23 protein-coding genes are annotated in these 23374 nt (G+C 57.2%); 8 read left to right on the top strand and 15 right to left on the bottom strand.

What is annotated here, in order from left to right; genetic code table 11:
- Nucleotides 1-447, top strand: a 447-nt coding sequence (locus ACYCZJ_RS09575) for a quinolinate synthase NadA (protein WP_461553992.1), incomplete at its 5' end; no start/stop codon positions are given.
- Between the two features lie 19 nt (nucleotides 448-466).
- On the top strand, nucleotides 467-1954 hold the full coding sequence (lnt, locus tag ACYCZJ_RS09570) for an apolipoprotein N-acyltransferase (protein ID WP_461553991.1): 1488 nt from the start codon (nucleotides 467-469) through the stop codon (nucleotides 1952-1954).
- Here the strand turns inward: lnt and ACYCZJ_RS09565 are convergent.
- The 3 genes from ACYCZJ_RS09565 to coaBC all read right to left on the bottom strand — a co-directional run bounded on the left by ACYCZJ_RS09565 (nucleotide 1938) and on the right by coaBC (nucleotide 5192).
- Nucleotides 1938-3368 carry a GGDEF domain-containing protein gene (locus ACYCZJ_RS09565; RefSeq protein WP_461553990.1) on the bottom strand — a complete coding sequence of 477 codons (1431 nt, stop codon included), beginning with the start codon at nucleotides 3366-3368 and terminating at the stop codon, nucleotides 1938-1940. The two genes, lnt and ACYCZJ_RS09565, sit on opposite strands and share 17 nt — an antisense overlap.
- A 170-nt stretch (nucleotides 3369-3538) precedes the next feature.
- Entirely contained in the window at nucleotides 3539-3991 is a 453-nt protein-coding gene (dut, locus tag ACYCZJ_RS09560) for a dUTP diphosphatase (protein ID WP_461553989.1), read from the bottom strand.
- Nucleotides 3975-5192: a bifunctional phosphopantothenoylcysteine decarboxylase/phosphopantothenate--cysteine ligase CoaBC gene (coaBC, locus tag ACYCZJ_RS09555; RefSeq protein WP_461553988.1), complete on the bottom strand. Its 1218-nt coding sequence runs from the start codon at nucleotides 5190-5192 to the stop codon at nucleotides 3975-3977. Before coaBC ends, dut begins: the two co-directional genes overlap by 17 nt.
- A gap of 66 nt (nucleotides 5193-5258) precedes the next feature.
- Between coaBC and radC the strand changes: the two genes are divergently transcribed.
- The 3 genes from radC to rpmG are packed head-to-tail and all read left to right on the top strand — an operon-like array spanning nucleotide 5259 to nucleotide 6408.
- Nucleotides 5259-5933 carry a RadC family protein gene (gene radC / locus ACYCZJ_RS09550; RefSeq protein WP_461553987.1) on the top strand — a complete coding sequence of 225 codons (675 nt, stop codon included), beginning with the start codon at nucleotides 5259-5261 and terminating at the stop codon, nucleotides 5931-5933.
- Nucleotides 5934-5992: 59 nt separating this feature from the next.
- The gene (gene rpmB, locus ACYCZJ_RS09545; RefSeq protein ID WP_461553986.1) at nucleotides 5993-6229 is read left to right on the top strand and encodes a 50S ribosomal protein L28; all 237 of its coding nucleotides are present in this window, start codon (nucleotides 5993-5995) and stop codon (nucleotides 6227-6229) included.
- A gap of 11 nt (nucleotides 6230-6240) precedes the next feature.
- Entirely contained in the window at nucleotides 6241-6408 is a 168-nt protein-coding gene (gene rpmG, locus ACYCZJ_RS09540; protein WP_087445827.1) for a 50S ribosomal protein L33, read from the top strand.
- 145 nt (nucleotides 6409-6553) lie between these two features.
- On the opposite strand, the gene ACYCZJ_RS09535 is transcribed toward rpmG, so the two are convergent.
- The 3 genes from ACYCZJ_RS09535 to ACYCZJ_RS09525 form a co-directional block, all read right to left on the bottom strand.
- Nucleotides 6554-7741 (bottom strand): DesA family fatty acid desaturase, encoded by a 1188-nt coding sequence (locus ACYCZJ_RS09535; protein WP_461553985.1) that lies wholly within the window; start codon nucleotides 7739-7741, stop codon nucleotides 6554-6556.
- 270 nt (nucleotides 7742-8011) lie between these two features.
- Nucleotides 8012-8569, bottom strand: a complete 558-nt coding sequence (locus tag ACYCZJ_RS09530; RefSeq protein ID WP_461553984.1) for a phospholipase D family nuclease — start codon at nucleotides 8567-8569, stop codon at nucleotides 8012-8014.
- Nucleotide 8570: 1 nt separating this feature from the next.
- Nucleotides 8571-9824: an RsmB/NOP family class I SAM-dependent RNA methyltransferase gene (locus ACYCZJ_RS09525; RefSeq protein WP_461553983.1), complete on the bottom strand. Its 1254-nt coding sequence runs from the start codon at nucleotides 9822-9824 to the stop codon at nucleotides 8571-8573.
- Nucleotides 9825-9999: 175 nt separating this feature from the next.
- Here ACYCZJ_RS09525 and ACYCZJ_RS09520 point away from each other — a divergent pair, with 175 nt between their 5' ends.
- Both ACYCZJ_RS09520 and ACYCZJ_RS09515 read left to right on the top strand, forming a co-directional pair.
- Nucleotides 10000-11784 (top strand): SulP family inorganic anion transporter, encoded by a 1785-nt coding sequence (locus tag ACYCZJ_RS09520; protein WP_461553982.1) that lies wholly within the window; start codon nucleotides 10000-10002, stop codon nucleotides 11782-11784.
- Nucleotides 11781-12341 carry a gamma carbonic anhydrase family protein gene (locus tag ACYCZJ_RS09515; protein ID WP_461553981.1) on the top strand — a complete coding sequence of 187 codons (561 nt, stop codon included), beginning with the start codon at nucleotides 11781-11783 and terminating at the stop codon, nucleotides 12339-12341. The genes ACYCZJ_RS09520 and ACYCZJ_RS09515 overlap by 4 nt, the downstream gene beginning before the upstream one ends.
- Nucleotides 12342-12406: 65 nt before the next feature.
- Here the strand turns inward: ACYCZJ_RS09515 and ACYCZJ_RS09510 are convergent, their stop codons facing one another.
- From ACYCZJ_RS09510 to ACYCZJ_RS09475, 8 genes are all read right to left on the bottom strand, one after another.
- A complete protein-coding gene (locus ACYCZJ_RS09510; RefSeq protein WP_461553980.1) occupies nucleotides 12407-12931 on the bottom strand; it encodes an NADH-quinone oxidoreductase subunit B family protein in 525 nt (174 codons plus the stop codon).
- Nucleotides 12932-12937: 6 nt separating this feature from the next.
- Nucleotides 12938-14479 carry a hydrogenase large subunit gene (locus ACYCZJ_RS09505; RefSeq protein WP_461553979.1) on the bottom strand — a complete coding sequence of 514 codons (1542 nt, stop codon included), beginning with the start codon at nucleotides 14477-14479 and terminating at the stop codon, nucleotides 12938-12940.
- 9 nt (nucleotides 14480-14488) lie between these two features.
- Nucleotides 14489-15937, bottom strand: a complete 1449-nt coding sequence (locus tag ACYCZJ_RS09500) for a hydrogenase 4 subunit F (RefSeq protein WP_461553978.1) — start codon at nucleotides 15935-15937, stop codon at nucleotides 14489-14491.
- Nucleotide 15938: 1 nt separating this feature from the next.
- Entirely contained in the window at nucleotides 15939-16598 is a 660-nt protein-coding gene (locus ACYCZJ_RS09495) for a formate hydrogenlyase (protein ID WP_124703744.1), read from the bottom strand.
- A 3-nt stretch (nucleotides 16599-16601) separates the two neighbouring features.
- The gene (locus ACYCZJ_RS09490; protein ID WP_461553977.1) at nucleotides 16602-17537 is read right to left on the bottom strand and encodes a respiratory chain complex I subunit 1 family protein; all 936 of its coding nucleotides are present in this window, start codon (nucleotides 17535-17537) and stop codon (nucleotides 16602-16604) included.
- The gene (hyfB, locus tag ACYCZJ_RS09485) at nucleotides 17534-19561 is read right to left on the bottom strand and encodes a hydrogenase 4 subunit B (protein ID WP_461553976.1); all 2028 of its coding nucleotides are present in this window, start codon (nucleotides 19559-19561) and stop codon (nucleotides 17534-17536) included. The genes ACYCZJ_RS09490 and hyfB overlap by 4 nt, the downstream gene beginning before the upstream one ends.
- An 84-nt stretch (nucleotides 19562-19645) precedes the next feature.
- On the bottom strand, nucleotides 19646-20842 hold the full coding sequence (locus ACYCZJ_RS09480; RefSeq protein WP_461553975.1) for a citrate transporter: 1197 nt from the start codon (nucleotides 20840-20842) through the stop codon (nucleotides 19646-19648).
- Nucleotides 20843-20870: 28 nt separating this feature from the next.
- Entirely contained in the window at nucleotides 20871-21893 is a 1023-nt protein-coding gene (locus ACYCZJ_RS09475; RefSeq protein WP_461553974.1) for a CDP-6-deoxy-delta-3,4-glucoseen reductase, read from the bottom strand.
- A gap of 22 nt (nucleotides 21894-21915) precedes the next feature.
- On the opposite strand from ACYCZJ_RS09475, the gene ACYCZJ_RS09470 reads away from it, so the two are divergent.
- Nucleotides 21916-22812 carry an SDR family oxidoreductase gene (locus tag ACYCZJ_RS09470; RefSeq protein ID WP_461553973.1) on the top strand — a complete coding sequence of 299 codons (897 nt, stop codon included), beginning with the start codon at nucleotides 21916-21918 and terminating at the stop codon, nucleotides 22810-22812.
- 7 nt (nucleotides 22813-22819) lie between these two features.
- On the opposite strand, the gene mscL is transcribed toward ACYCZJ_RS09470, so the two are convergent.
- Nucleotides 22820-23233 carry a large conductance mechanosensitive channel protein MscL gene (gene mscL / locus ACYCZJ_RS09465; RefSeq protein ID WP_461553972.1) on the bottom strand — a complete coding sequence of 138 codons (414 nt, stop codon included), beginning with the start codon at nucleotides 23231-23233 and terminating at the stop codon, nucleotides 22820-22822.
- Between the last annotated feature and the right edge of the window lie 141 nt (nucleotides 23234-23374).

Genomic DNA, 23374 nt, shown 5'->3' with positions numbered 1-23374 from the left:
TTCAAGGCCGAAGCGCTGCAACAAATGAAGCTGAGCCATCCGGATGCTGCGGTGCTGGTGCACCCGGAGTCGCCCGCCACCGTGATTGCGCTGGCCAACGTGGTGGGCTCCACTACGCAGTTGATCCACGCTGCACGAACCTTGCCCAATCAAACCTTCATCGTCGCCACCGATAACGGGATTTTCCATAAAATGCAGGCCGTCGCACCCGGCAAAGTCTTTCTTGAGGCGCCCACGGCGGGGTCAGGTGCAACGTGTATCAGTTGCGCGCATTGCCCATGGATGGCCATGAACGGATTGGAAAAACTGGCGCAGGTGCTGGAATCCGGAGATAACGAAATCCATATTGCCGAACCGGTTCGCACCCGGGCCGTCCACTCCATTCAGCGCATGCTGGACTTTGCCGCACAGCAGCAGATTGCGCCCCAGATGCGCGGGGCGGCCTGATTTGGCACATCACCTCCGGATGCCGCGCTGGCATCTCATCGCCGCGTTGCTGCTGGGCGCGGTCAGCGTGTTTGGTTTTGCGCCGTTTTACATATTTGTCATTCCGCTGTTCAGCCTGGCGGGTTTGATCTGGCTGTGGCGTCATCAACCCACCGCAGGCCAGGCCATCCTGAGCGGGTTTTTATTTGGCCTGGGCTATTTCGGCAGCGGCGTATCCTGGATTTATATCAGCCTGCATACTTACGGCGCCATGGCCTGGCCGTTGGCGCTACTGGCAACGAGTCTGTTCTGTGCGTTTCTCGCCTTGTTTCCCGCCACGGTGGGTGGCCTGCAACATTATTTGCGCAATGCCGGCATGGCGCGCTGGCTCTTGGCTGTCCCTGCATTATGGATGCTGACGGAATGGGTACGCGGCTGGATATTTACCGGATTTCCATGGCTCGCAATCGGTTATTCGCAGGTGCCCGGCAGCCCGCTGGCAGGTTTTGCCCCATTGTTTGGCGTATATGGCGTATCGCTGTTGCTGGCATTGAGTGCGGCGGCATTGGCGCTGGGGCGCATGCGATTTGTACTGATGGCTGCAATACTCTGGCTGGGCGGCTGGGGGTTGGGTCAGATTCACTGGACCCAGCCGATTGGAGCCCCGCTTGCAGTGAGCCTGTTGCAGGGCAATATCCCCCAGGACATGAAATGGCAGCCGGAAAAGGTGGTGGACACGCTACGCGACTACCGTGCAATGGTGGCCGACAGCCCGGGCAGGCTGATCATCCTGCCGGAGACCGCCATTCCGGTATTTTACGATCAGGTACCGGCCAGCTATTTGAATGACCTTGCCGAGACGGCACGCGCCCGTGGCGGGGATGTCCTGGTCGGCATACCGGAGCAACTCCACGATGGCCGCTATTTCAATAGCGTAATGAGCTTCGGGACTGCCTCCACGCACACTTACCGCAAGTTTCATCTGGTGCCATTCGGCGAGTACATCCCGGCGAAATGGTTATTTGGATGGATTATCGATGTGCTGCATATTCCGCTTTCCGACTTCGCACGCGGCGACGCCTATCAGGTGCCGATGCCGGTGGCAGGCCAGCATGTCGCAGTGAATATTTGCTATGAGGACGCGTTCGGGGAAGAAATCATCCATCAGTTGCCACGCGCCACGTTACTGGTCAACGTCAGTAATGATGCATGGTTTGGTGATTCGGTAGCCCCCTGGCAGCATTTACAGATCTCCCAGATGCGCGCCCTGGAAGCCGGCCGCTACATGCTGCGCGCGACCAATACCGGCGCCACCGCCATCATCGATACGCAGGGCCGGGTGCTGCATGAACTACCCTTGTTCAGCCGCGCCACGCTTAATGGTTCTGCACAAGGGTATCAAGGCGAAACCCCTTTTGTAGCGTGGGGAAATCACGCTGCGTTACTGCTGGGTACACTGATGTTGGTTGCCGCCGCAATAGGCGTGTCGCGCAAGAAAACACAGCACCGGGTTACGAGGCCATCTTGACCCTTGTCATATTGCGTCCACCGCGTTTGGCCTCCAGCAAAGCGCCATCCGCACGAATCAGCGCCTGATTTTCAGCCGTATCCTTCGGGCTGTATTCGCTCAAACCACCGCTCCAGTTAAGACGATGCAGCACACCGGGTGTCAGTTCCAGCACTGCGGGCAAATTGCCGCGCAGACGTTCTGCCAGCTCGATTGCACGGGGCAATGGTGTATTCGGGAAAATCACACAAAACTCATCCCCACCCAGGCGAGACACAAAATCACTGCCGCGCAGATGTAATTTGAGCACTTGTCCAAACTGGACAATCAACTGGTCGCCTGCATCATGACCATAGGTATCGTTTACATATTTGAAATTGTCGATGTCGATAATCAACAGGCTATGCACCTGACCTTGCTGTAGCGTTTTGAATAGCTCGCTTTGCCGGGTTTCAAAACTGCGCCGGTTGTATACCTGTGACAAATGATCCAGGCTGGCCTGGGATTCGACTTCCTTTTGTTTGCCTACAGTGAGCTGCGCAAGCCGGACCAGCATCGCCAACGGCTTCTCGAATTCTGTCAGATTGACTTGATAGGCAGAACGCATCCTTTGCCTGCGGATGTCCGACATCAAGCTGACAATTGTGTTGAGATCTTCACTAATCCAGGCGCGCAAACGCAGATAAACCAGCCACACCATGGCTGTCAGCAGTACCGACAATACCAGCCATACCGTGAAATAGGTCAGAAACTCGGCCACAGGCTGGGGGCTGGCTTTCCATAACGCCAGCTTCCACGAAGTTCCGGTCAATGTAATCTCTCGTGCAACCGGCCCGACCTTGAGACTCTCATCACCGCGACGACGCAATACGGTGTAGGTACCTTGATGGTTATACTGACGCAACTCCAGATACCCTCCGGGTAGTGGCAGCGTATCGAACAGATCTTGCAGGCGAGGTACGTCCTGAGTAAAAATGACGTGGCCCAGCAGGCTTGCGCCATCCATCACCGGCTCGGAGACGGTCAGGCTCATGCCGGCAGCGGTGGGTAGCGCTTCAGGCCCCGCCACAAAACGCATGTAAGCTTCCGACAGTACCGACGCACCCGTGGTCTGGCCTGCCACACCTGGCTCGGGCACCAAAAAGATTTGCGCACCTGGATGAAGCGCATAGATATTCTGATTGCGGCACAGGTCTTCAGTACCGCTTTTTAGGCAGACAATGGTCTGCGGCTGGCGAGCGATCAGCTTCGCTGTCTGATGTATGTCCAGCGCCAGGCCTTCGATTTGCTGGGCAATCACCAAACCTTCCGCCTGGGCAGATGCGGGGTGACGTACCGGGCTCGAAACCCAATATACCGACAGCATGGTCAGTATCAGGGTGATCTCCAGCGCAGCAAAAAGCGCTATGCTAAATCGCGCCAAAGAGGGTTTCATAATAAGGGGCCTGCTATCCATCCAAGTTGATGCTAACGGGTTATTGGCTTGTTTTTATGGGCCAGCGGTTAATCTGTCTCCAGAAACAACAGCAATTAACGTGCCTGCAGCTTAAATTTCTGGATAATCCATGTCTCCACGCCCCTCAACGTGAAGATCAGATCATTGACTCAGTGCCGCCCGGTACTCCCAAAACCGCCTGTGCCGCGTTCTGACGCAGCAAATTCTTCCACTATATTAAACGCCACTTGCACCACTGGCACCATCACCAGTTGGGCGATCCGCTCCAGCGGATTCACGACAAACGTCTGACTACCGCGATTCCACATCGAAACAAACAGCTGGCCCTGATAATCCGAGTCAATCAAGCCGACCAGATTGCCCAGTACGATGCCGTGTTTGTGGCCCAGGCCGGAACGCGGCAGGATCATCGCGGCCAGATCGGGCCGTCCAATATGGATTGCCATGCCGGTCGGCACCAATTCCGTCTGGCCGGGAACCAGTTCTATTGCAGCATCAATGCAGGCGCGTAGATCGATACCAGCAGCGCCCGGCGTTGCATAGCCTGGCAAGTCGTTGTTTAATCGCGCGTCGAGAATTTTGACATCAATCTGGTGCGGCATGGCTTCCCCTGGTTTTGTGTGTATACAGCTGAGCTATATGGGTAATAAGCTGACGCGCCAGTGTCAGCTTGTCGGCTTGAGGCAGCAAATGCTGACCCGCATCGTCCAGCAGCAGCAATTCATTGCCGTCGCTACCGAGCGCATCTTGAGCACGATTTACAACCAGCAGAGGCAGGCGTTTGCGTTGCCGCTTGGCCTCGCCATGCTCAAGCAGATTCTCTGTTTCGGCAGCAAAACCGACACAGAACGGGGCGTCTGCACGGCTCGCTATGCGCATCAGAATATCTTCATTGGGTAATAAATCGAGCGTAAGTGTGTGCTCGCTTTTTTTTATTTTCTGGGCCGTGTAGCTAGCCGGACGGTAATCTGCGACTGCCGCCACGCTCACAAAAATATCCGCGTGATGGGCCCTGCTTTCCACTGCCTGCGCCATTTCTCCAGCACTGGTTACTGACAGCCGGGTGACGCCTAAAGGTGTTTCCCGGCAGGTGACGCCGCTCACCAGCGTCACCTCTGCCCCCGCTTCATAGGCTGCGCGCGCAACCGCATAACCCATTTTGCCCGAGCTGATATTGGTAATCGCCCGCACCGGATCGATCATTTCCAGTGTGGGTCCTGCGCTCACCAGCACACGCAGCCCGGCCAGCAGTTTGGGCTGAAAATACGCGCTCAGACCGGCCAGCAATTCAGCCGGTTCCAGCATCCGCCCCAAACCGGTTTCTCCGCATGCCTGTTCTCCAGCGGCAGGCCCCAGTAGCGTCACACCATCGCCACGCAACTGATGAATATTCCGCTGAGTTGCCGGATTTTCCCACATTTTCTGGTTCATCGCGGGAGCCACCAGAAGCGGACAGGCCCGTGCCAGACAAAGTGTGGATAGCAGATCATCCGCAAGGCCATGGACCAGCTTGGCAATAAAATCCGCACTGGCCGGCGCGATCAGCACCGCATCCACGGCTCGCGTCAATTCAATATGCGCCATGCCGTTATCCACATCCGTATCCCACAATTGGGTGAGCACCGGCTTTCCTGACAACGCCTGGAAGGTTAACGGGGTAACAAATTGCGTGGCAGCCGCGCTCATCGCCACGCGCACGTCGGCACCCGCCTTGATCAACAGGCGTGTCAATTCGGCTGCTTTATAGGCAGCGACGCCGCCGGTGATACCCAACAGTATGCGTTTATGTTGCAAATCCGGCATGATAGCTTCGCGCCGATGCGCTGATGGTTTGAACAATAAGCACATTTTACGGGATTAGGAGGTTGAATGGCGATTCGCGACTGGCCTGAGGATGACCGACCCAGGGAAAAACTCTTGCAGCGTGGCGCGCAGGCGCTCAGCGATGCCGAATTACTGGCCATTTTCCTGCGCACCGGCGTGCCCGGCAAAAGCGCTGTGGATATGGCGCGCGACCTGGTGCATCAGTTTGGCAGCCTGACCCGTCTGTTCGCCGCCAGCCGTGGCGAATTCTGCGCCATTCACGGCTTGGGTGACGCCAAATATACCCAACTGCAGGCGGTGCTGGAAATGGCGCGGCGCGCACTGGGTGAGTCCATGCGTCAAACCGATGCGCTTGCCTCCCCCGGCGCGGTGCGCGACTATCTGCGCCTGGCACTCGCGGGCAAAGCCTATGAAGTGTTTTGCGTGGTGTTTCTGGATACGCAAAACCGTGTGCTGGCGGTCGAAGAGCTGTTTCGCGGCACGCTCACTCAAACCAGCGTGTATCCGCGCGAAGTAGTCAAGCGCGCATTGGCGCACAATGCCGCCGCATTGATTCTGGCACATAATCACCCGTCAGGCGTTGCCGAACCCAGCCGGGCCGATGAGGCCCTCACGCTGGCCTTAAAAACCGCATTGGCGCTCGTGGATGTAACAGTTCTTGACCACTTCGTCGTGGGCCATGGCAGCGCGGTGTCGTTTGCGGAACGCGGATTGCTTTGACGGCAGTCAACAGAATATGGTATAAATCGCGTTTTACCGAATTCAGCAGGGAGGTCATTATGGCCCGTGTATGTCAAATTACCGGCAAGGCGCCGATGTCGGGAAACAATGTTTCCCACGCCAACAACAAGACTAAACGTCGTTTTCTGCCAAATCTGCAGTCACGTCGCTTCTGGCTTGAAGAAGAAAACCGTTTCGTACGTCTTCGCGTCTCTACTGCTGCGCTGCGTACCATCGACAAAAAGGGCATTGAAGTCGTGCTCGAAGAATTGCGCGCCAAAGGCGAGAAGGTTTAAGGGGTAAAAACATGGCCAGCAAAATCCGCGAAAAAATCAAACTCGAGTCCACCGCAGGTACCGGGCATTTTTACACCACCAGCAAGAACAAGCGTACCACGCCGGAAAAACTCGAATTCATGAAATTTGATCCGAAGGCACGCAAGCATGTGCTATATAAGGAAATCAAGCTGAAGTAAATTCGGACTTGAGCAATAAAAAACCCGCTCTGGTAGCGGGTTTTTTATTGGCATTAATGCATCAACTCGACAAACTCCCAACAAAAAGCCCGCCATCAGGCGGGCTTTTTGTTCACCCCGGAATTACCGGGAGAACACACCTGGCTCAGGCATAACAGCGCAGTTTGCGCGAGAATTTCTGCAAGGACTCAATGCCGCTTGATTCGGCACGATGACACCAGTCCTGCAATTGAGCCAGCAACTGCTCCTTGGTGGCGCTGGAACGCGCCCACAATGCGGCCAAATCCTGGCGCATGGCATATACCGTAGCCAGCTCCTTGCTCTGGTTCAACACTGCTGACAAACTGGCTTTATCCTGCTCGCGCAGGTCTGCGGCATCCAGGTGCAGCCAGTGTTTGACTTTTTTAACCATGCCGCCTTCATTAAGCTGGGGCAACGACGTCTTGAGTTTAAGCACCTCATCCGCATACATGGTTTTCACCGAGCGCGTAAACCGGGTCAACACATCATAACGATGAGTGATGATGGCCTGTAGCGTATCCTGATCACAAACTGTCTTGCCTTTGGTCATGCGCACCCGAGGTGCGACTTTTTTAACTTTGGCCAGACCAAAAATTTCCATGATGCGAATATACATCCAGCCAATGTCAAACTCGTACCATTTATTAGACAGTTTGGCCGAGCTACCGTAAGCATGGTGATTGTTGTGCAACTCCTCGCCGCCGATCAGTATTCCCCAAGGCACGATGTTGGTGCTGGCGTCTTCACAAGTGAAGTTGCGATAGCCCCAGAAGTGACCAATACCATTGATAATACCGGCAGCGGTAACCGGTATCCAGGCCATCTGAACCGCCCAGATAGTCAACCCGATAGGGCCGAATAACGCCAGGTTAATCAATAGCATCAGCACGATACCCTTACCGCTATAACGCGAGTAGACATTGTGCTCGAGCCAGTCATCCGGCGTACCAGCGCCGTATTTGTCCATGGTTTCCTGATTTTTTGATTCGGCACGGTACAGTTCGGCGCCCTCAAAAAAGACTTTTTTCAGGCCGAGCACTTGCGGACTGTGCGGATCATCCGGCGTCTCGCATTTAGCATGGTGTTTGCGATGAATCGCCGCCCATTGCTTGGTAACCATACCGGTACTGAGCCACAACCAGAACCGGAAAAAGTGACTGACAACAGGATGTAACTCCAGGGCGCGATGCGCCTGATGGCGGTGCAAATAGATTGTCACGCCGGCAATGGTTACATGGGTGAGCGCCAAGGCTACCAAAACATAACCCCACCAAGGGAGATGTCCTACCAGACCGTTTGCTAATAAATCCATAGTTTCACTTACCTCTAAAAATGGCTGCGAATCGCAGTGCGGAAGGCGCTAAGTAATTCAGGCAAAATAAGCTGACCCTAAAGTAAGCCCTCCACCGCACAATATAACAGAAATACGTCTGATACATTCAACGTTTTGTTCCGGCCTTGGACTCAGCTAAATCCCTATCGCGCCGGTGCCATGTTGAACGCTTGGCGGCCAGGGCGTTATTTATCCCCGCATCTGGAAAAATGTCGCCCGGCAGCGCGATTTCAGGTAACCCGGATTGAATCAGGGCTCGAACGCAACCGCATGTTCCCGGTGACGTTGCCAGTTTGCCGCATAGGCCTGGGCAAGCGCAGGGTTGCCTCGTAATACAAGCAGATTTTCCGCGTTGCGGTATTGCGCCGCATGGGTGAAATTGTAACTGCCGGTAATGACCACCGGCGCCGTATCGGCATCGATGACCATGATTTTGCTGTGTGCACTGCGATGTTCGCCATCCAGATATACCGGTACGCTGCCTGCGGCAATATACTTCACCACGCTGGTGGGGATTCGCTCGGCCTGATCGCTATCAACAATCAGCGTCACATCCACACCACGCCGGTGCGCGGCAATCAGCGCATCGGCGATGGCTCGATGCGTAAAGCTGAACGCCTGTACCAGTATCTGACGACGCGCCTGGTGTATTGCAGTAATCACCAGCGCCCCAGCATCGTCCCCCGGCGTAAATGCCACCTGTATGGTGCCTACAGCGGGCAATACAACCGGTATGTGCCCATCCTGGAACGCCCAGCTGGCATGACTGCATGACCATAGCGCCAGCCAGACGATGGCTTTGCGCATATCAGCTCGCCTCCAGCACCGCAGCAAAAAAACCATCGGTGCCGTGATCCGCCGGGTTCAGCCGCAAATAGTCACCGGTATCAATGGCAATGTGTTGTTGCTGAAGGATTTCGGCTGCATTTTTCAGCACAAAACGGGGATTGGCTGCGATGAACGCTTCCACGATCTGTTCATTTTCTTCAGGCAGCAGGCTGCAGGTGGCGTATACCAGCCTGCCGCCCGATTTCACCAGTCGCGCCGCTGCCGTCAGAATTGCCGCCTGCTTGACGCCCAGCTCAACCACGCTGGTGGGTGATTGGCGCCATTTCAGGTCCGGGTTGCGGCGTAGCGTGCCCATGCCGCTACACGGGGCATCTACCAGCACCCGGTCGATCTTGCCGGCCAGACGCTTGATGCGGGTATCATTTTCGCTGCTGATTAATTGCGGCGTAAGGTTGGACAAGCCCGAGCGCTTGAGGCGCGGCTTGAGTTTCGCCAGGCGTTTTTCGGATACGTCAAACGCATACAGCCGTCCCGAGGAATGCATCAGTGCGCCCAGCAGCAGCGTTTTTCCCCCCGCGCCGGCACAAAAATCCACTACCATCTCGCCGCGACGCGGCGCAACCAGGTAGCCCAGCAATTGACTGCCTTCATCCTGGATCTCGATTTTCCCTTCCAGAAACGGTTTGTATTTGGCCAGTACCGGCTTGTCGGCCAACCGGATTCCCATCGGAGAATAAGGCGTTGCGGTGGCAGTGATGCCGGCCGCGTTGAGTACGCCGATCATTTCATCACGCTTGGCAAGCAGCGTGTTGACGCGCAAATCCAGCGGTGCTGGGCGCAACAGCGCCTGGGCCAAGCGTGTCGCCGTCGCTTCGCCATACACTGCCAGCAAGCGTTCCGCCAGCCAGTCCGGCATATCCCACTGCACCGCCAATGGCTGCGCGGTCAGATCCAGCGCCTTGATTTGCGGCACCATGTCCAGCTCCGGGCCGCGCAGATGCGGCTCCAGCTGGCGCATGTTCATGCCCTGCACGCGCACCAGCCAGGCCAGCGCCAACTGCCGGGGCGTACCTTTGCCAGTCGCAGTCTCCAGCGAGCGCTTGCGGCGCAGCACGCCAAACACCAGTTCCGCGATAAAGGCGCGATCCTTGTTGCCCAGCATCGGGTTTTCGCGGAAATATCGACTCAAACTCACATCAGCCGGCGCATCCAGGGGCAGTATTGCGCGCAATGCGATAATGGCTTCTTCGAGTGGGAGATGGGGATAAGACATTGGATATTGAGTGTGCACGCTGTGAAGGCTAGGCAGTTTAGCCGAATCCATCATTGCCGGCCACGCCCAACTCGATAGTCCATTTGCCGGAAAGGCCTAAATATCAGATAATTCCGCAGCTTAATCTTCTGTCTCGCTCTTTAATTAAGCGATTTACCGATACTGAGGTGCCCCCTTGAAAGACCTGCTCGCCTGCAATATCTGGCTGTATAAAGTATTCCCATTCTTGCGCTGGTGGCCAATGGTCAACCGCGATAGCAGCAAGAGCGATCTGACGGCTGGCTTGACCGGGGCGATGATCGTGCTGCCACAGGGCGTCGCATTCGCCACCATTGCCGGCTTGCCACCGGAGTACGGCCTGTATGCGGCGATGGTTCCTGCAGTCATTGCCGCCCTGTTTGGTTCCAGCTGGCACTTGGTATCAGGCCCAACAACGGCCATTTCAATTGCCCTGTTTGCTTCGATCAGTCCTCTGGCAGAGCCAGGCACTCCCCAATTCATCAGCCTGGTTCTCACGCTCACTTTCCTGACGGGTCTTTTTCAGCTGATTATGGGGCTGGCGCGCATGGGCGCACTCGTCAATTTTATCTCGCACACGGTCGTCATCGGCTTTACTGCGGGAGCGGCAGTGTTGATCGGCGCCAGCCAGATCAAAAGTTTTCTCGGGCTCAACATGGCGCGCGGCCTGCCGTTCCATGAAATTTTGATTCAAGTATTCCTGCAACTGGACAAAATCAATCCCTATGTCACTGCGGTAGGCGCCATCACCCTGGTTACCGGTATGGTGGTGCGCAAGTTGATGCCGAAGATGTACATGATCATTGCCATGGTGGTCGGCAGTGTCGCTGCCATCATCATCAATTATCTGGCCGGCGGCGCAGACATTACCAAGATCAAGACCGTCGGCGCGCTGGCGGCACACCTGCCGCCATTTACGTTGCCTGATTTTTCGCCCACCGCCATCAGTCAGGTAATTTTTCCGGCGCTTATCGTGACCATGCTGGCGTTGACGGAAGCTGTCTCGATCTCGCGCGCGATCGCGGTGAAATCCGAACAGCGCATCGACGGCAATCAGGAATTCATCGGCCAGGGCTTGTCCAATATTTTAGGAAGTTTCTTCTCCAGCTATGCCTCCAGTGGCTCGTTCAACCGTAGCGGCGTAAATTATTCTGCCGGGGCCCGGACCCCCTTGGCCGCCGTTTATTCGTCGCTATTCCTGATCCTGATCCTGATGCTGGTAGCGCCCCTGGCGGCCTATCTGCCCACCGCCGCCATGGCCGGCATATTGTTTCTGGTAGCATGGGCGCTGATTGACTTTCATCACATCCATTCCATTTACCATACCAGCCGACAGGAAACCGCCGTTCTGGCCGTGACCATCGTTGGTACGTTGATCGACCTGGAAAAAGGTATTTTCTTCGGCATCATGCTATCACTGATGCTCTATTTATATCGTACCTCTCGTCCGGCATTGATGGATGTGATTCCTGACCCGGAACCGGACAGCTATCATTATGTGCCCGCAGAAGGCCACCCGGAGTGCCCGCAGTTCAAAATGATCCGCTTACAGGGCTCGATATTTTTCGGGGCGGTCAACCATGTGCAGCAGACCCTGCAGCGCATTGACGAAATTAACCCTCAGCAAAAACATGTGTTGCTGGCTGCCAGCGGCATGAACTTCGTTGATGTGGCGGGTGCAGAAATGCTCGTTCAGGAAGCCAAACGCCGCCAAAAAATGGGCGGTGGCCTGTATTTTTACCGGATGCAAAACGGGGTGCGCGATCTGTTGGTAAAAGGCCACTACATGGATGCCATCGGCGAAACCAATATTTTCTCCAGCAGGTCGCGTCCAATTGGAACCATCTATCCCAAACTCGACTCGGAAATTTGCCGCACCTGTACTGCACGCATTTTCACACAATGCAATATTGCGTTACCTAATGGAGAGCCCCTCACATGATCCGCAAAAACCCCAGCGGCGATCTGCCCATCATTCATGAATCCGCATTTGTCGACCCGACCGCAATTATTTGCGGCAAAGTCATCATCGGCGAAAACGTATTTATCGGACCTTATGTGGTCATCCGTGCCGACGAGGTGGATGACAGCGGCAATATGGAACCGATCATCATCGGCGCCAATTCCAACATCCAGGACGGCGTCGTGATCCACTCCAAATCCGGCGCGAAGGTGCAGATCGGCGAGCATACCTCCATCGCGCACCGCTCTATCGTTCACGGCCCATGCGTGGTCGGCGACAACGTATTTATCGGCTTCAACTCAGTGTTGTTCAATTGCGTGGTGGGCAAGCGCTGCGTGGTGCGCCACAACTCCGTGGTAGAAGGCTGCGAACTGCCGGACGGCTTCCATATCCCCTCCACCACCAACATCCATGCCGATTCTGATCTCAGCAAAATCGAACAGGTCGGGTTCCGCGAAGAAGACTTTTCCGAAGATGTGGCGCAGACCAACATCAACCTGGTGAAGGGTTACAAAAAGCTGCAGAACGAATTCTGATCAGCCCCGGTTACGGTCTGCGAATCGACACGCGGATAGTCTGGTTAGCTGTATTCCTTGTCAGTCTACTTGGCTAGCCCCTGCGCGTTGCTGATCCCCGTCAGGATGCCTTGCATGAGCGCAGAAGGGCTGGGCGGACAACCTGGGACGGCAATATCCACCGGGATCACGTTGGATACACGCCCGCAACTCGCATAACTTTCTCCGAATATCCCCCCGGTACAGCCGCAATCGCCGATTGCCACCACCAGTTTCGGCTCCGGCATGGCTGCATAGGTGCGCTGCAGGGCGGTTACCATATGCCGCGACACCGGGCCGGTGACGAGCAGCATGTCCGCATGCCGCGGGCTGGCGACAAAATGAATGCCGAGGCCTTCCAGGTTGTAATACGGGTTGCTGAGGGCTTGGATTTCGAGTTCGCAGCCGTTGCACGAACCGGCATCCACGTGACGAATCGCCAGCGCGCCGCCGAAGCGCCTGAGGATTTCATCCTGCAAGCGCTGGGCAGTGCAGCGCAATGCGTCATCGGTGCCCGGCGGCGCCTCGGTTTTAATGCCCGACTGGATGATCTGTCTAATGATCTTGTACATGATTTCTCACAAATCGTGTCCGCTATAACTCAAGTTGAACGATTTATTGATGAGTGGAAAATCGGGGACGATATTGCCCAACGCGGCGTGCTCAAGCAGCGGCCAGTTCTGCCACGACGGGTCATGCGGATGCAGGCGGCGGATGCGATTGTCCGCTCCCGTTTCGAGCGCGACAAAAACCTCGCCGCGCCAGCCTTCCACCCAGCCCACGCCAATCGCGTTGTCGGGGGCTTTTGGCAGCGCCGTGAAAATCGCGCCGCCCGGCAACCCCTTCAGAATCAGACGGCAAAGGCGTATTGCCTCGTTCACCTCGTCAAAGCGAACCGTCACCCGCGCCGCGACATCGCCGTTGCGGTGCGTCGCCATCTGCACATCCAGCCTGTCATAAGGTACCGTCGGAAACTGCGCACGCAGATCCCAGGCCTGTGCGCTCGCACGCCCTGCCAGTCCGCACAGCCCGAGGCCGACGGCCAGTTCCGGGGCAACCCGGCCGGCACCGATAAAACGATCCTGCAGCCCCGCGTGGTCGTCGTAGATGTTGTGCAAACGGCTGACGGCCTGATCGAGCACGTCGAGCTCGGCCATCAGTCGAGCGCTGCCGCTTTCATCCAGATCGCTTATCACGCCACCGGGAACAATGCTGTCCATCAGGTAGCGGTGTCCGAACAGCGCCGCGTTGCTGCGCAGCAGGTCTTCCTTGAGACAGGAGAACTGTGCCAAGCCAAAGGCCAGACCGGCATCGTTGCCCAGTGCGCCCAGGTCTCCCAGATGGTTGGCCAGCCGCTCGCGTTCCAGCAGCAGGGCGCGCAGCCACAGCGCCCGCTCGGGCGGCGTCCTATCCACCGCGCTTTCCGCCGCCATCGCGTAGGCCCATGCGTAGGCGACGGTAGAATCGCCACTGATCCGCCCCGCGAGCCGCGCCCCGCTCTCCAGCGTCATCGCCTCAAACAGCTTTTCTACGCCCTTGTGGGTATAGCCCAGGCGCGGTTCCAGGCGCAGGGTTTTTTCGCCTATCACCGAAAAGCGGAAATGGCCGGGCTCAATCGTCCCGGCGTGCACCGGCCCGACTGCAATCTCGTGCACGCCGTCGCCTTCCACGGTGACGAACGGGTAATCCTGCACTGTGGCAGGGTGCACGATGCTGCCGTCGAAATCCTTGCGCAACGGATACTGGTCTGCTGGCCAGGCGCTGTGCCGCAGCCATGGACGCGCATCCTGCGGGTTGTGCGGATAAATGCCGAGCAAATCGCCGAGCGCGCGCTGCATGCGGCTCGCCACCGGGAAAATATCGTCAATGCCAGGATACGCTTCATGGTCGGCGGACAGCGTCAACCACACCAGTCCGGAACGGATGACCAACGCCGCGTGCACGACAAAGCCACGCTGCAGTTCGCGTCGATCGCTTCCCCACAGCGCGACCAGACGCCCGCCCTTGTCATGCACCTGCTGGCAGACCTGGCGCCATGCTGCGGCATCCACATCGCCGTGCCACACCGGTGCCGCACCGGGAAGCGGAGACAATGCAAGGTCAAAATCTTCGATGCGCATGTGGCTCCTTCAACCGATCAACCGCGCTGCCTGGCGGTACCAGTCGGCAAGATACGGCGGGATATACAGTCCGAGCAGCAACACCAGGGCAAGATGCACAAATACCGGAATCAGCGCGGGCGGATGCGGCAGACGCTGGCCCGTCGTTTCGCCGAACACCATTTCCTGCACCCGGGTGAAAATTGCCGCGAAGGCGACCCCCAGCGCGACCAGCAGGAACGGCGTGGCCCAGGGATGCTCATGCATGGCAGTGGTAATAATCAGGAATTCACTGGCAAACACGCCGAACGGCGGCATGCCGAGGATGGCCAAGCTGCCCAGCATCAAGCCCCAACCGATGGTGGGATTGGTATCGATCAGGCCGCGGATGTTTTCGATCAGCTGTGAACCCATTTTCTGTGCCGCATGCCCCACTGTAAAGAAGATGGCGGACTTGGTGAGCGAGTGCACCGTCATGTGCAGCAACGCGGCGAAAGTGGCGACCGCGCCACCCATGCCGAACGCGAACGTCATCAGCCCCATGTGCTCGATCGAGGAATAGGCGAACATGCGCTTGACGTCTTTTTGCCGCGACAGGAAAAACGCCGCGACCACCACGCTGAACAGGCCGAACCCCATCATCAGGTTGCCGGCCAGGTGCGAGCCGAGCGCCCCATCCACCAGCACCTTGCTGCGCACCACCGCGTACAGCGCGACGTTGAGCAGCAAACCGGAAAGCACCGCGGACACCGGCGTCGGGCCTTCGGCATGGGCATCCGGCAGCCAGTTGTGCAGCGGCGCCAGGCCGACTTTGGTGCCGTAGCCCACCAGCAGAAAGACAAATGCCAGCGACAGCACGGTAGGTTCCAGATGGCCTTTTACCTCGTTGAGGTGCGTCCACAGTAGTGCGTTGCCGCCGGCGCCGAGTAGTTTTTCCGCCGCGAAATACAGCAGGATGGTGCCGAACAGCGCCTGCGCGATACCCACGCCGCACAGGATGAAGTATTTCCACGCCGCTTCAAGGCTGGCCGGGGTGCGGTACAGGCTGACCAGCAGCACGGTGGTGAGGGTGGCCGCTTCCATCGCCACCCACAGGATGCCCATGTTGTTGGTGGTCAGCGCCAGCAGCATGGTAAAGGTGAACAGCTGGTACATGCTGTGGTAGAGGCGCAGCATGTTCGCCGATAACTTGCCGTGGTGCTGTTCGATGCGCATGTAGGCGCGCGAAAACAGCGCGGTGGTGAATCCCACGAAGGCAGTCAGTGCGACCAGAAAAACGTTGAACGAGTCGATGAAGAACTGTTCGCTGAACGCCGTCATTGGCCCCCGGTTGACGATGCGAACGGTGAGAACGGCAGCGGCAATGAAGGTGGCCAGGCTCATCAGCGTGTTGAGTTCATGCGCCCAGCGCTTGTGGCCGAACAGGGCCAGCAATATCCCGCCGCACAGAGGAACTCCCAATAGCCAAAGAATTTCCACCTCAATCCTCTTTCAGTTTTTCCAGATTTTTAATATCCAGACTGTCGAAGGTTTCCCGGATCTGGAAGAAGAAAATACCGAAAATGAAGGTCCCCACCAGCACGTCGAGCGCGATGCCCAATTCCACCACCATCGGCATGCCGTAAGTGGCGCTGGTGGCGGCGAAGAACAGGCCGTTTTCCATCGCCAGGAAGCCGACCACCTGCGCCACGGCCTTGTGCCGGGTAATCATCATCAGGAACGACAGCAGCACGCTGGCCATGGCGATGCCCAGCGTGCTGCGGGTAATGGTGTCGGCCAGTTGCGAAATCGGCGCCGCCAGATTGAAGGCGAAGATCACCAGGGCGATGCCGACCAGCATGGTCGTCGGGACGTTGATCATGGTTTCCACGTCCCACTTGATATTGAGGCGGATAATCAGCCGGTGCAGTATCCAGGGCAGCAGGAACGCCTTCAGTACCAGGGTCAAAAAGGCCGAATAATACAAATGGGGCTGGTGGGTAGAGTACGCCACTACCGTGGTACTCAGCGCCAGTATGAACCCCTGCCAGGCGAACAAGTGGATCAGGGATAGAATACGCCGCTGCGACAGCATGGCGAAGGCGATCAACAGCAGCAGTGCCGCCAGAAAATTAATCAGTTGTCCGGTAAATGTAGCCATCGTTTACAACTCCAGCATCAGCATCCCCAGAACCGCAAGCAGAAACGCGGTTCCCAGGAATTCCGGTGCGCGAAAAATACGCAGCTTGGCCGACAGGGTCTCCAGCATGGCCAGCCCGGCGCCACCCAGCAGCAGTTTAACGAACAGCACCGCCAAGGCCAGCGGTACGGCGCTCCAGTCACCCGCACTGGCGATACCCCACGGCAGAAACAAGGCGATCCCGATCGCACTGTAATTGCTCAGCTTGATTGCGCTTGCCCATTCGATCAGCGCCAGGTGGCGCGCCGAATATTCGAGGATCATGGCCTCGTGGATCATGGTCAGTTCCAGATGGGTGGCGGGATTATCGACCGGGATGCGGGCGTTTTCGGCCAGCGCCACCATCGCAAAAGCCACGGCGGCGAAGGCGAGACTGGGATAAAGCACGAATTCACGGTGCGCGAGCGCCTCGACGATGGTGGTGAGCGAGGTGGAATGGGCGATCAGCGCAGGCGTAAAAAGTATCATCAGCAGAGCCGGTTCCGCCAGGCTGGCCACCAGCATCTCGCGCCGCGCACCCATGCTGCCGAACGCGGTGCCGATGTCCATGGCCGCAAGCGCCGCGAACAGACGCGCCAGCGCGAACAATCCCACCAGCGCGATGACGTCGGCAGCCGCGGCAAACGGCAGGTCCGTCGCCACCATCGGAACGATGCTCGCGACCAGCACCATGCAAGCGAACTGGATATACGGAGCGGTGCGGAACAGGGACGATGCATTGTCCGCCAGTACCGCGTCTTTATGGAACAGCTTGTGCAAAACCCGATACGGCTGTAGTACCCCGGCACCGCGCTTGTTCTGTAGCCAGGCGCGGCATTGATTGACCCAGCCCAGCAGCAGCGGTGCCAGCACCACGATGAGCAGGGTTTGGAATAGCTGGGAGAAAATGGAAGAGATCATCGGGTAAACAGCAGCAGGAACAGCAGCGTGACGAGGCTGTACAGCAGATAAATGTGGATGCGGCCATGCTGTAATGTGCTCATCTTCAGGGAGATGCGCTCGACCAGCCGCGCGATGGGCAGGTAAAGCGCGTACCACAGCTTGTCCTCCGCCTTGCCCTGATAATGGGGGTGCGCATCGAACGGACTCGGCATCTGGCGCTCGATGCGGAAAAACGGCTCGAAAATCTGTTTGATCGGCTGTCCGAAGCCTTCCGCCGTGTCCTGCATGCGCGCCGTTTGCTGCGGATAACCGCAGTCCCAGGCGGGTCCGCGCCGCATGCGCCCATGGTAGAACTTGCGCACCAGCACGGAAGTCAGCAGCAGCAAGGTCAATATGCCGAGCAGAAACAGCAGCGGACTGTAGCTCGCGTGTTCAGGGGACGTCGCTACCACGAATAGCCAGCCGGATTGAGCCGCTGTAGCACCGACCGTGTGGCCGGTCAGCAGCCGGGTAACCTGATCCAGCTGCATCAGCACGAACACCGGCGCCAGACCGAGCGCAATGCAACCCAGCGCAAGCCAGCCGAGGCCAACTCGCTCCAGCCAATTGGCATCGTGCGCGGTGGCGAGCCTTGCCTCGCGCGGTTGGCCGAGAAAGATCACGCCGTAGAACTTGACCATGACGTAGCCTGCCAGCGCGATGGCGAGCACGACCGCCGCGGCCTCCACCGGCACCAGCATGCTCAGGTAGGAACTGGGCAGGCTCGGGGTCGCCAGGAACGCCTGCAGCAACAGCCATTCCGAGACAAAACCATTGAGCGGCGGCAACCCGGCCATGGCAAGGGTGCCGATCAGCGCCAGCCATGCGACCCAGGGCATGCTGCGGATCAGGCCGCCCAGCTTGCCCAGACTGCGTTCCCTGGTCGAGTGCAGCACCGTACCGGTGACCAGGAACAGGAGGCTTTTGAAAAACGCATGGTTGAGGCAGTGATACAGGGTCGCCGCCAGCGCGAGGGCGGCAAGCGCGCCCAGCGCATAGACATGGAAAATCAGCGTCAGCCCGATGCCCACCAGAATGATGCCGATGTTCTCGATCGAAGAATAAGCGAGCAGGCGTTTCATGTCGGTCTGCACCGCCGCGAACATCACGCCGAACAGCGCAGTCAGCAGGCCCAGCAACAGCGCCAGCACGCCCCACCACAACAGTTGCGTCTGCAACAGGTCGAAAGTCACACGCAGTAATCCATAGATCGCCGTCTTCAGCATCACGCCGCTCATCAGCGCGGACACCGGCGACGGCGCGGCTGGGTGGGCCTCCGGCAGCCAGACATGGAGCGGCAAAATCCCCGCCTTGGCGCCGAAACCGAACAGCGCCAGAAGAAATGTCGCGCTTGCCCAGAATTCGCTCAGATGGCTGGCGCGCATGGTCGCGAAGGTGTAGTCGCCATGCCCGCCTTGCATGACGCCAAAACTCAGCAGAATGCCGATGGCACCGAGATGGGCGATCAGCAAGTAGAGAAAACCCGCGCGGCGGATTTCGGGAACCTTGTGGTTGCTGGTGACCAGGAAGTACGAGGACAGCGCCATCGTTTCCCACGCCACCATGAACAGATACGCATCGTCGGCAAGCATCACCAGCGCCATCGCGGCGAGGAAAAAGTGATACAGGAGGCCGTGCATACCGGGTGACATATCCTCGCCTTTACGGAAATAGCCGGCCGAATAAATCGAAATCCCGGCCGACACGGCTCCGAGCAGCACCAGGAAAAATGCCGACAGGGCGTCCAGCCGCAGGTGAAAAGGCAAGCCGGGCAGCCCCAGCACCAGGACGGCCGTCTCCGGCCGCGCCGCCATGCCGATCAGGCCTGCACCTGCCAGGATCAACCCGCCCACTGCACCCAGCGGAAACAGGACATGCCCTACAAAACGCAGATTCAGCGGGGCGAACAGACCGAGCACTCCCAGCGCGATCCAGAGCACGATGACGCCGAGCATCACATCTATCGGCAAGGGACTAAACAGGATCGCTGTAAGACTGTCCATAATCGGCTTCGACAATAGCACCATCTGCTTGAGCCGTCACCCGGTGCCTGGCGATCAAATCACAGCAGTGTCGCCACATCCCGGCTAGGCGCCAGTCGCTTTCAGCGCGTCCGGATGCCATCCCAACACTGCCAGCAATGCAAAAAACCCCAGTACATATCCGACCGGTATAAACCAACCCTGCTTGACCCATTGCCAGGTGTTTTTAGCCTCCGGGAAACCATTGCTGATCGCCACGCCGGCTGACGAGCCAAACCAGATCATTGAACCGCCATACCCTACCGCGAATGCCAACACACCCCAATCATAGCCGCCCTGTTTTAGCGCCAGCGCGGTGAGTGGAATGTTGTCGAACAGTGCGCTGACAAAACCCAGACCCAAGGTTGTGTGCCAGCTGGGTAACGGCAATGAGGCAACCGGCATGAGCGAAGCCGCCATCACCAATGCAATGAGAAACAACGCACCCTTCCACGCGTTTTTCGCTTCAGCCCAGGGAATCGGATGGAACAAGCCGCCGATCAGCACAGCAATCCATGCGCCCAGCGCAGGAAAATCCACCAGCACATTACCCGCTACCGCCCCGCCGATAATCAGCGCCGCCACCAGTACACGCGTCAGTACGACAACACTTAAAATTCCCAGCTCTTCGACATCAAGATGGGCTTCCGGGCCAGGGTTGGCCTGGATCGGCTGATAACGATGCTGTGCCCGGCTGGCGAAAAAACCAATTATCAGGATTGCCACGCCCGAGGCGATAAACGCATCTGTAACGTGTACTGCGGGCACGCCTGCAATCCACATCATGGTTGTGGTGGTATCGCCCACGACCGAGCCTGCGCCTCCCGCATTACTGGCTGTCACGATCGCCGCCAGATACCCAACGCTGACTCGTCCATTGAATACTTTGCGTGCCACCACACCGCCCAGAATAGCTGCGGCGATGTTGTCGAGAAATGTTGACATGAATGCGACCAGCAGCAGCAGTACGAAACCGCCCTTCCAGTCGTCTGGCAAAATGCGCGGCATCAGATCGGGCACCCCCGAATCTTCGAAATGCTTCGCCAATATGGCAAAGCCCACCAGCAAACCAAGCAGGTTCAACACCAGCTTCCATTCATGCAGAAAATGCGTCGCCAGCGCGTAATCCTGTGCGAACCATTTATACGCGCTGATCGCCACCAAACCTGTCAGCGCAATGGGGAAACTATGCCGGTGAAAAAGCACCACGCCTAACAAGGTGAGCGCGAAGAGGACAAATTCAATCGGAATGTTTGCGAACATGCGGATACCTTGCCGGTTAAAGCTTTATCTATTTACTGGGTGTGGATTGATACAAGAATGCGTCGGCAAAAAACTCTTCGCCGGGTAAGCCATGCAGCAGGAAAGATTTATGCGCCGCATCCACCATGCCGGGTGCGCCACAAGCGTAGACCTGATAGCCGGACAGGTCAGGAAAGTCCTGCAGGATGGCATCAGCAACCAGCCCGGTACGTCCCGGCCACGCATCCTCTTCCGCCGGCTCGGACAGCACCGGGATGAAAGTGAAATTGGGATATTCCTGCTGCCATTGACCGGGTAGCTGCGGCATATATAAATCGCGTAACTGATGCGCGCCCCAGTACAGCACCATTTCACGGTCAATGTGGTGGTGGAAGGCATGTTCGAGCATCGCCTTGACCGGCGCAAAGCCGGTGCCCCCGGCCATGAAAATAATGGGCTTGCCACTATCTTCGCGCAGGAAGAAGCTGCCCAGCGGGCCTTCGAAGCGCAGGATGTCCTTCTCTTTCATGCCGGAGAAAATGTGCTCGGAAAACTTGCCGCCCGGAATGTGGCGCACATGCAATTGCAGGTAATCGTCATTGTGCGGCGCGTTGGCGAGCGAGAAGCTGCGGCGCTTGCCATCCTTTAGCAAAATATCGATATATTGTCCGGCAAGAAATTGCAGACGCTCGTTGGCTGGCAGCTTGAGGTGCAATGCCATCACGTCGTGACCCAGCCGTTCCAGCTTGTGTACACGGCACGGCAGCGTTTTGATCTGGATATCCTTGGCGGCACCGACTTCACGACACTCGATACTGATATCGCTCAGCGGGTGCGCTACACAAAACAACGCTTTACCTGCATCAATATCCGCATCGGACAGCGCGCCAGTCTGGTATTCTCCATAATCAATTTCACCCGACACCAGTGTGCCCTTGCAGCTGCCGCAAGCGCCATTACGGCACCCATAAGGCAACATGTAGCCTTCGCGCAGCGCGGCGGCAAGTATGGTTTCATCGTCGTCTGCGCGAACGATGTGCCCGCTGGGCTGAATGGTAATCTGGTAGGACATGTACTTCCTCTAAAATACGCTAATGGCGAATATCCTGATTATCGGTTGCGGTGATGCAGGCTTGCGTACGGCACGCAGGCTGGCGCCAAGGCATCGCTTGTATGCGCTGGCTCGATCACCGCAATCGGCACAACGTCTGCGTGCTGCTGGAATTACACCGATACCCGGCGATCTCGATGACCATGCCAGCCTGGCACGGCTGGCCGGCATCGCAGACTGGGTGGTGCACTTCGCGCCGCCTACCGCTCACGGCGAGTACGATATGCGCACCCGGCGGCTACTGTCGATATTGGGAAAAGGCCAAATTTTACCACGTCGATTGGTGTACATCAGCACCAGCGGCGTATATGGCGATTGCGCGGGCAAGCCAATTGATGAAACCCGGACGCCCGCTCCGCAAAATGCGCGTGCGCTGCGCCGTGTAGATGCAGAGCAGCAGGTACGCTGCTGGGGGCGTCGCAATGGCATTGCCATCAGCATACTGCGTGCGCCTGGAATTTATGCGATGGAGCGGTTACCGGTCGAACGGCTGCAGCGCCATATCCCGGCGCTATGTGCTGAAGATGACGTGTACACCAATCATATCCATGCAGATGATCTGGCGCAGATTACGGTATATGCATTATTCCGTGGGTGCGGCGGACGTATCTATCATGCCAGCGATGATTGCCCTATGCATATGGGTGAATACTTTACCCGGGTTGCCATGACCTTTGGCCTGCCTGTACCGCCACGCATCACGCGTGCCGAGGCTGAGGCCACCCTGCCTGCAACCCGCCTGTCCTTTATGCGAGAGTCCCGACAACTTCTTAACAACCGCATCAAGATCGAATTGCGCGTGCGCTTGCTCTATGCGGATGTTGACGCGTTTTTAAAACGCGCCAACCTCGCTACTGTACAGGGCACGATGAAATTTTGACTCGGGCTTATTTTTTCAGACTGTCACGAATTTCACGCAATAACAGTACATCCTCCGGTGTTGCTGCTGGCAGCGCAGCGGGTGCCGGTTTTTTTAGTTTGTTGATGACACGTACGACGACAAAAATGGCCAGCGCAATAATCAGGAAATTAACCGTGGCATTAATAAAAATGCCATATTTAATGAGTGGCATCCCCGCTTTTTCTGCTAATTCAAGCGTGGGGTACGCCGTATTGCCAAGGTTAATGTAAAGCTCCTTGAAATCTACACCGCCGACGAGTTGGCCAATAATAGGCATGATAATGTCTTTGACCAGCGAATCGATAATCTTGCCGAATGCGGCACCAATAATGACGGCGACTGCTAAATCGACGACATTGCCTTTGATTGCAAACGCCTTGAACTCACTGATAAAGCTCATTGGGCCCTCCTTGATTAGATTATTTATTATTGGAAACAACTGCCAAAGGCAGCTTAGCTCTTTTTGAGCTTGCCTGTCGACTTTCAAGGTGTGTTCACTTGTTTGTCGCAAAAAAAAAGCAGCCCTTAGGCTGCTTTTACC

This window comes from Sulfuriferula sp. (assembly GCF_054605375.1).
Note: the sequence above shows the minus strand (reverse complement) of the source record. Positions and strands in the feature narration are given on the sequence as shown.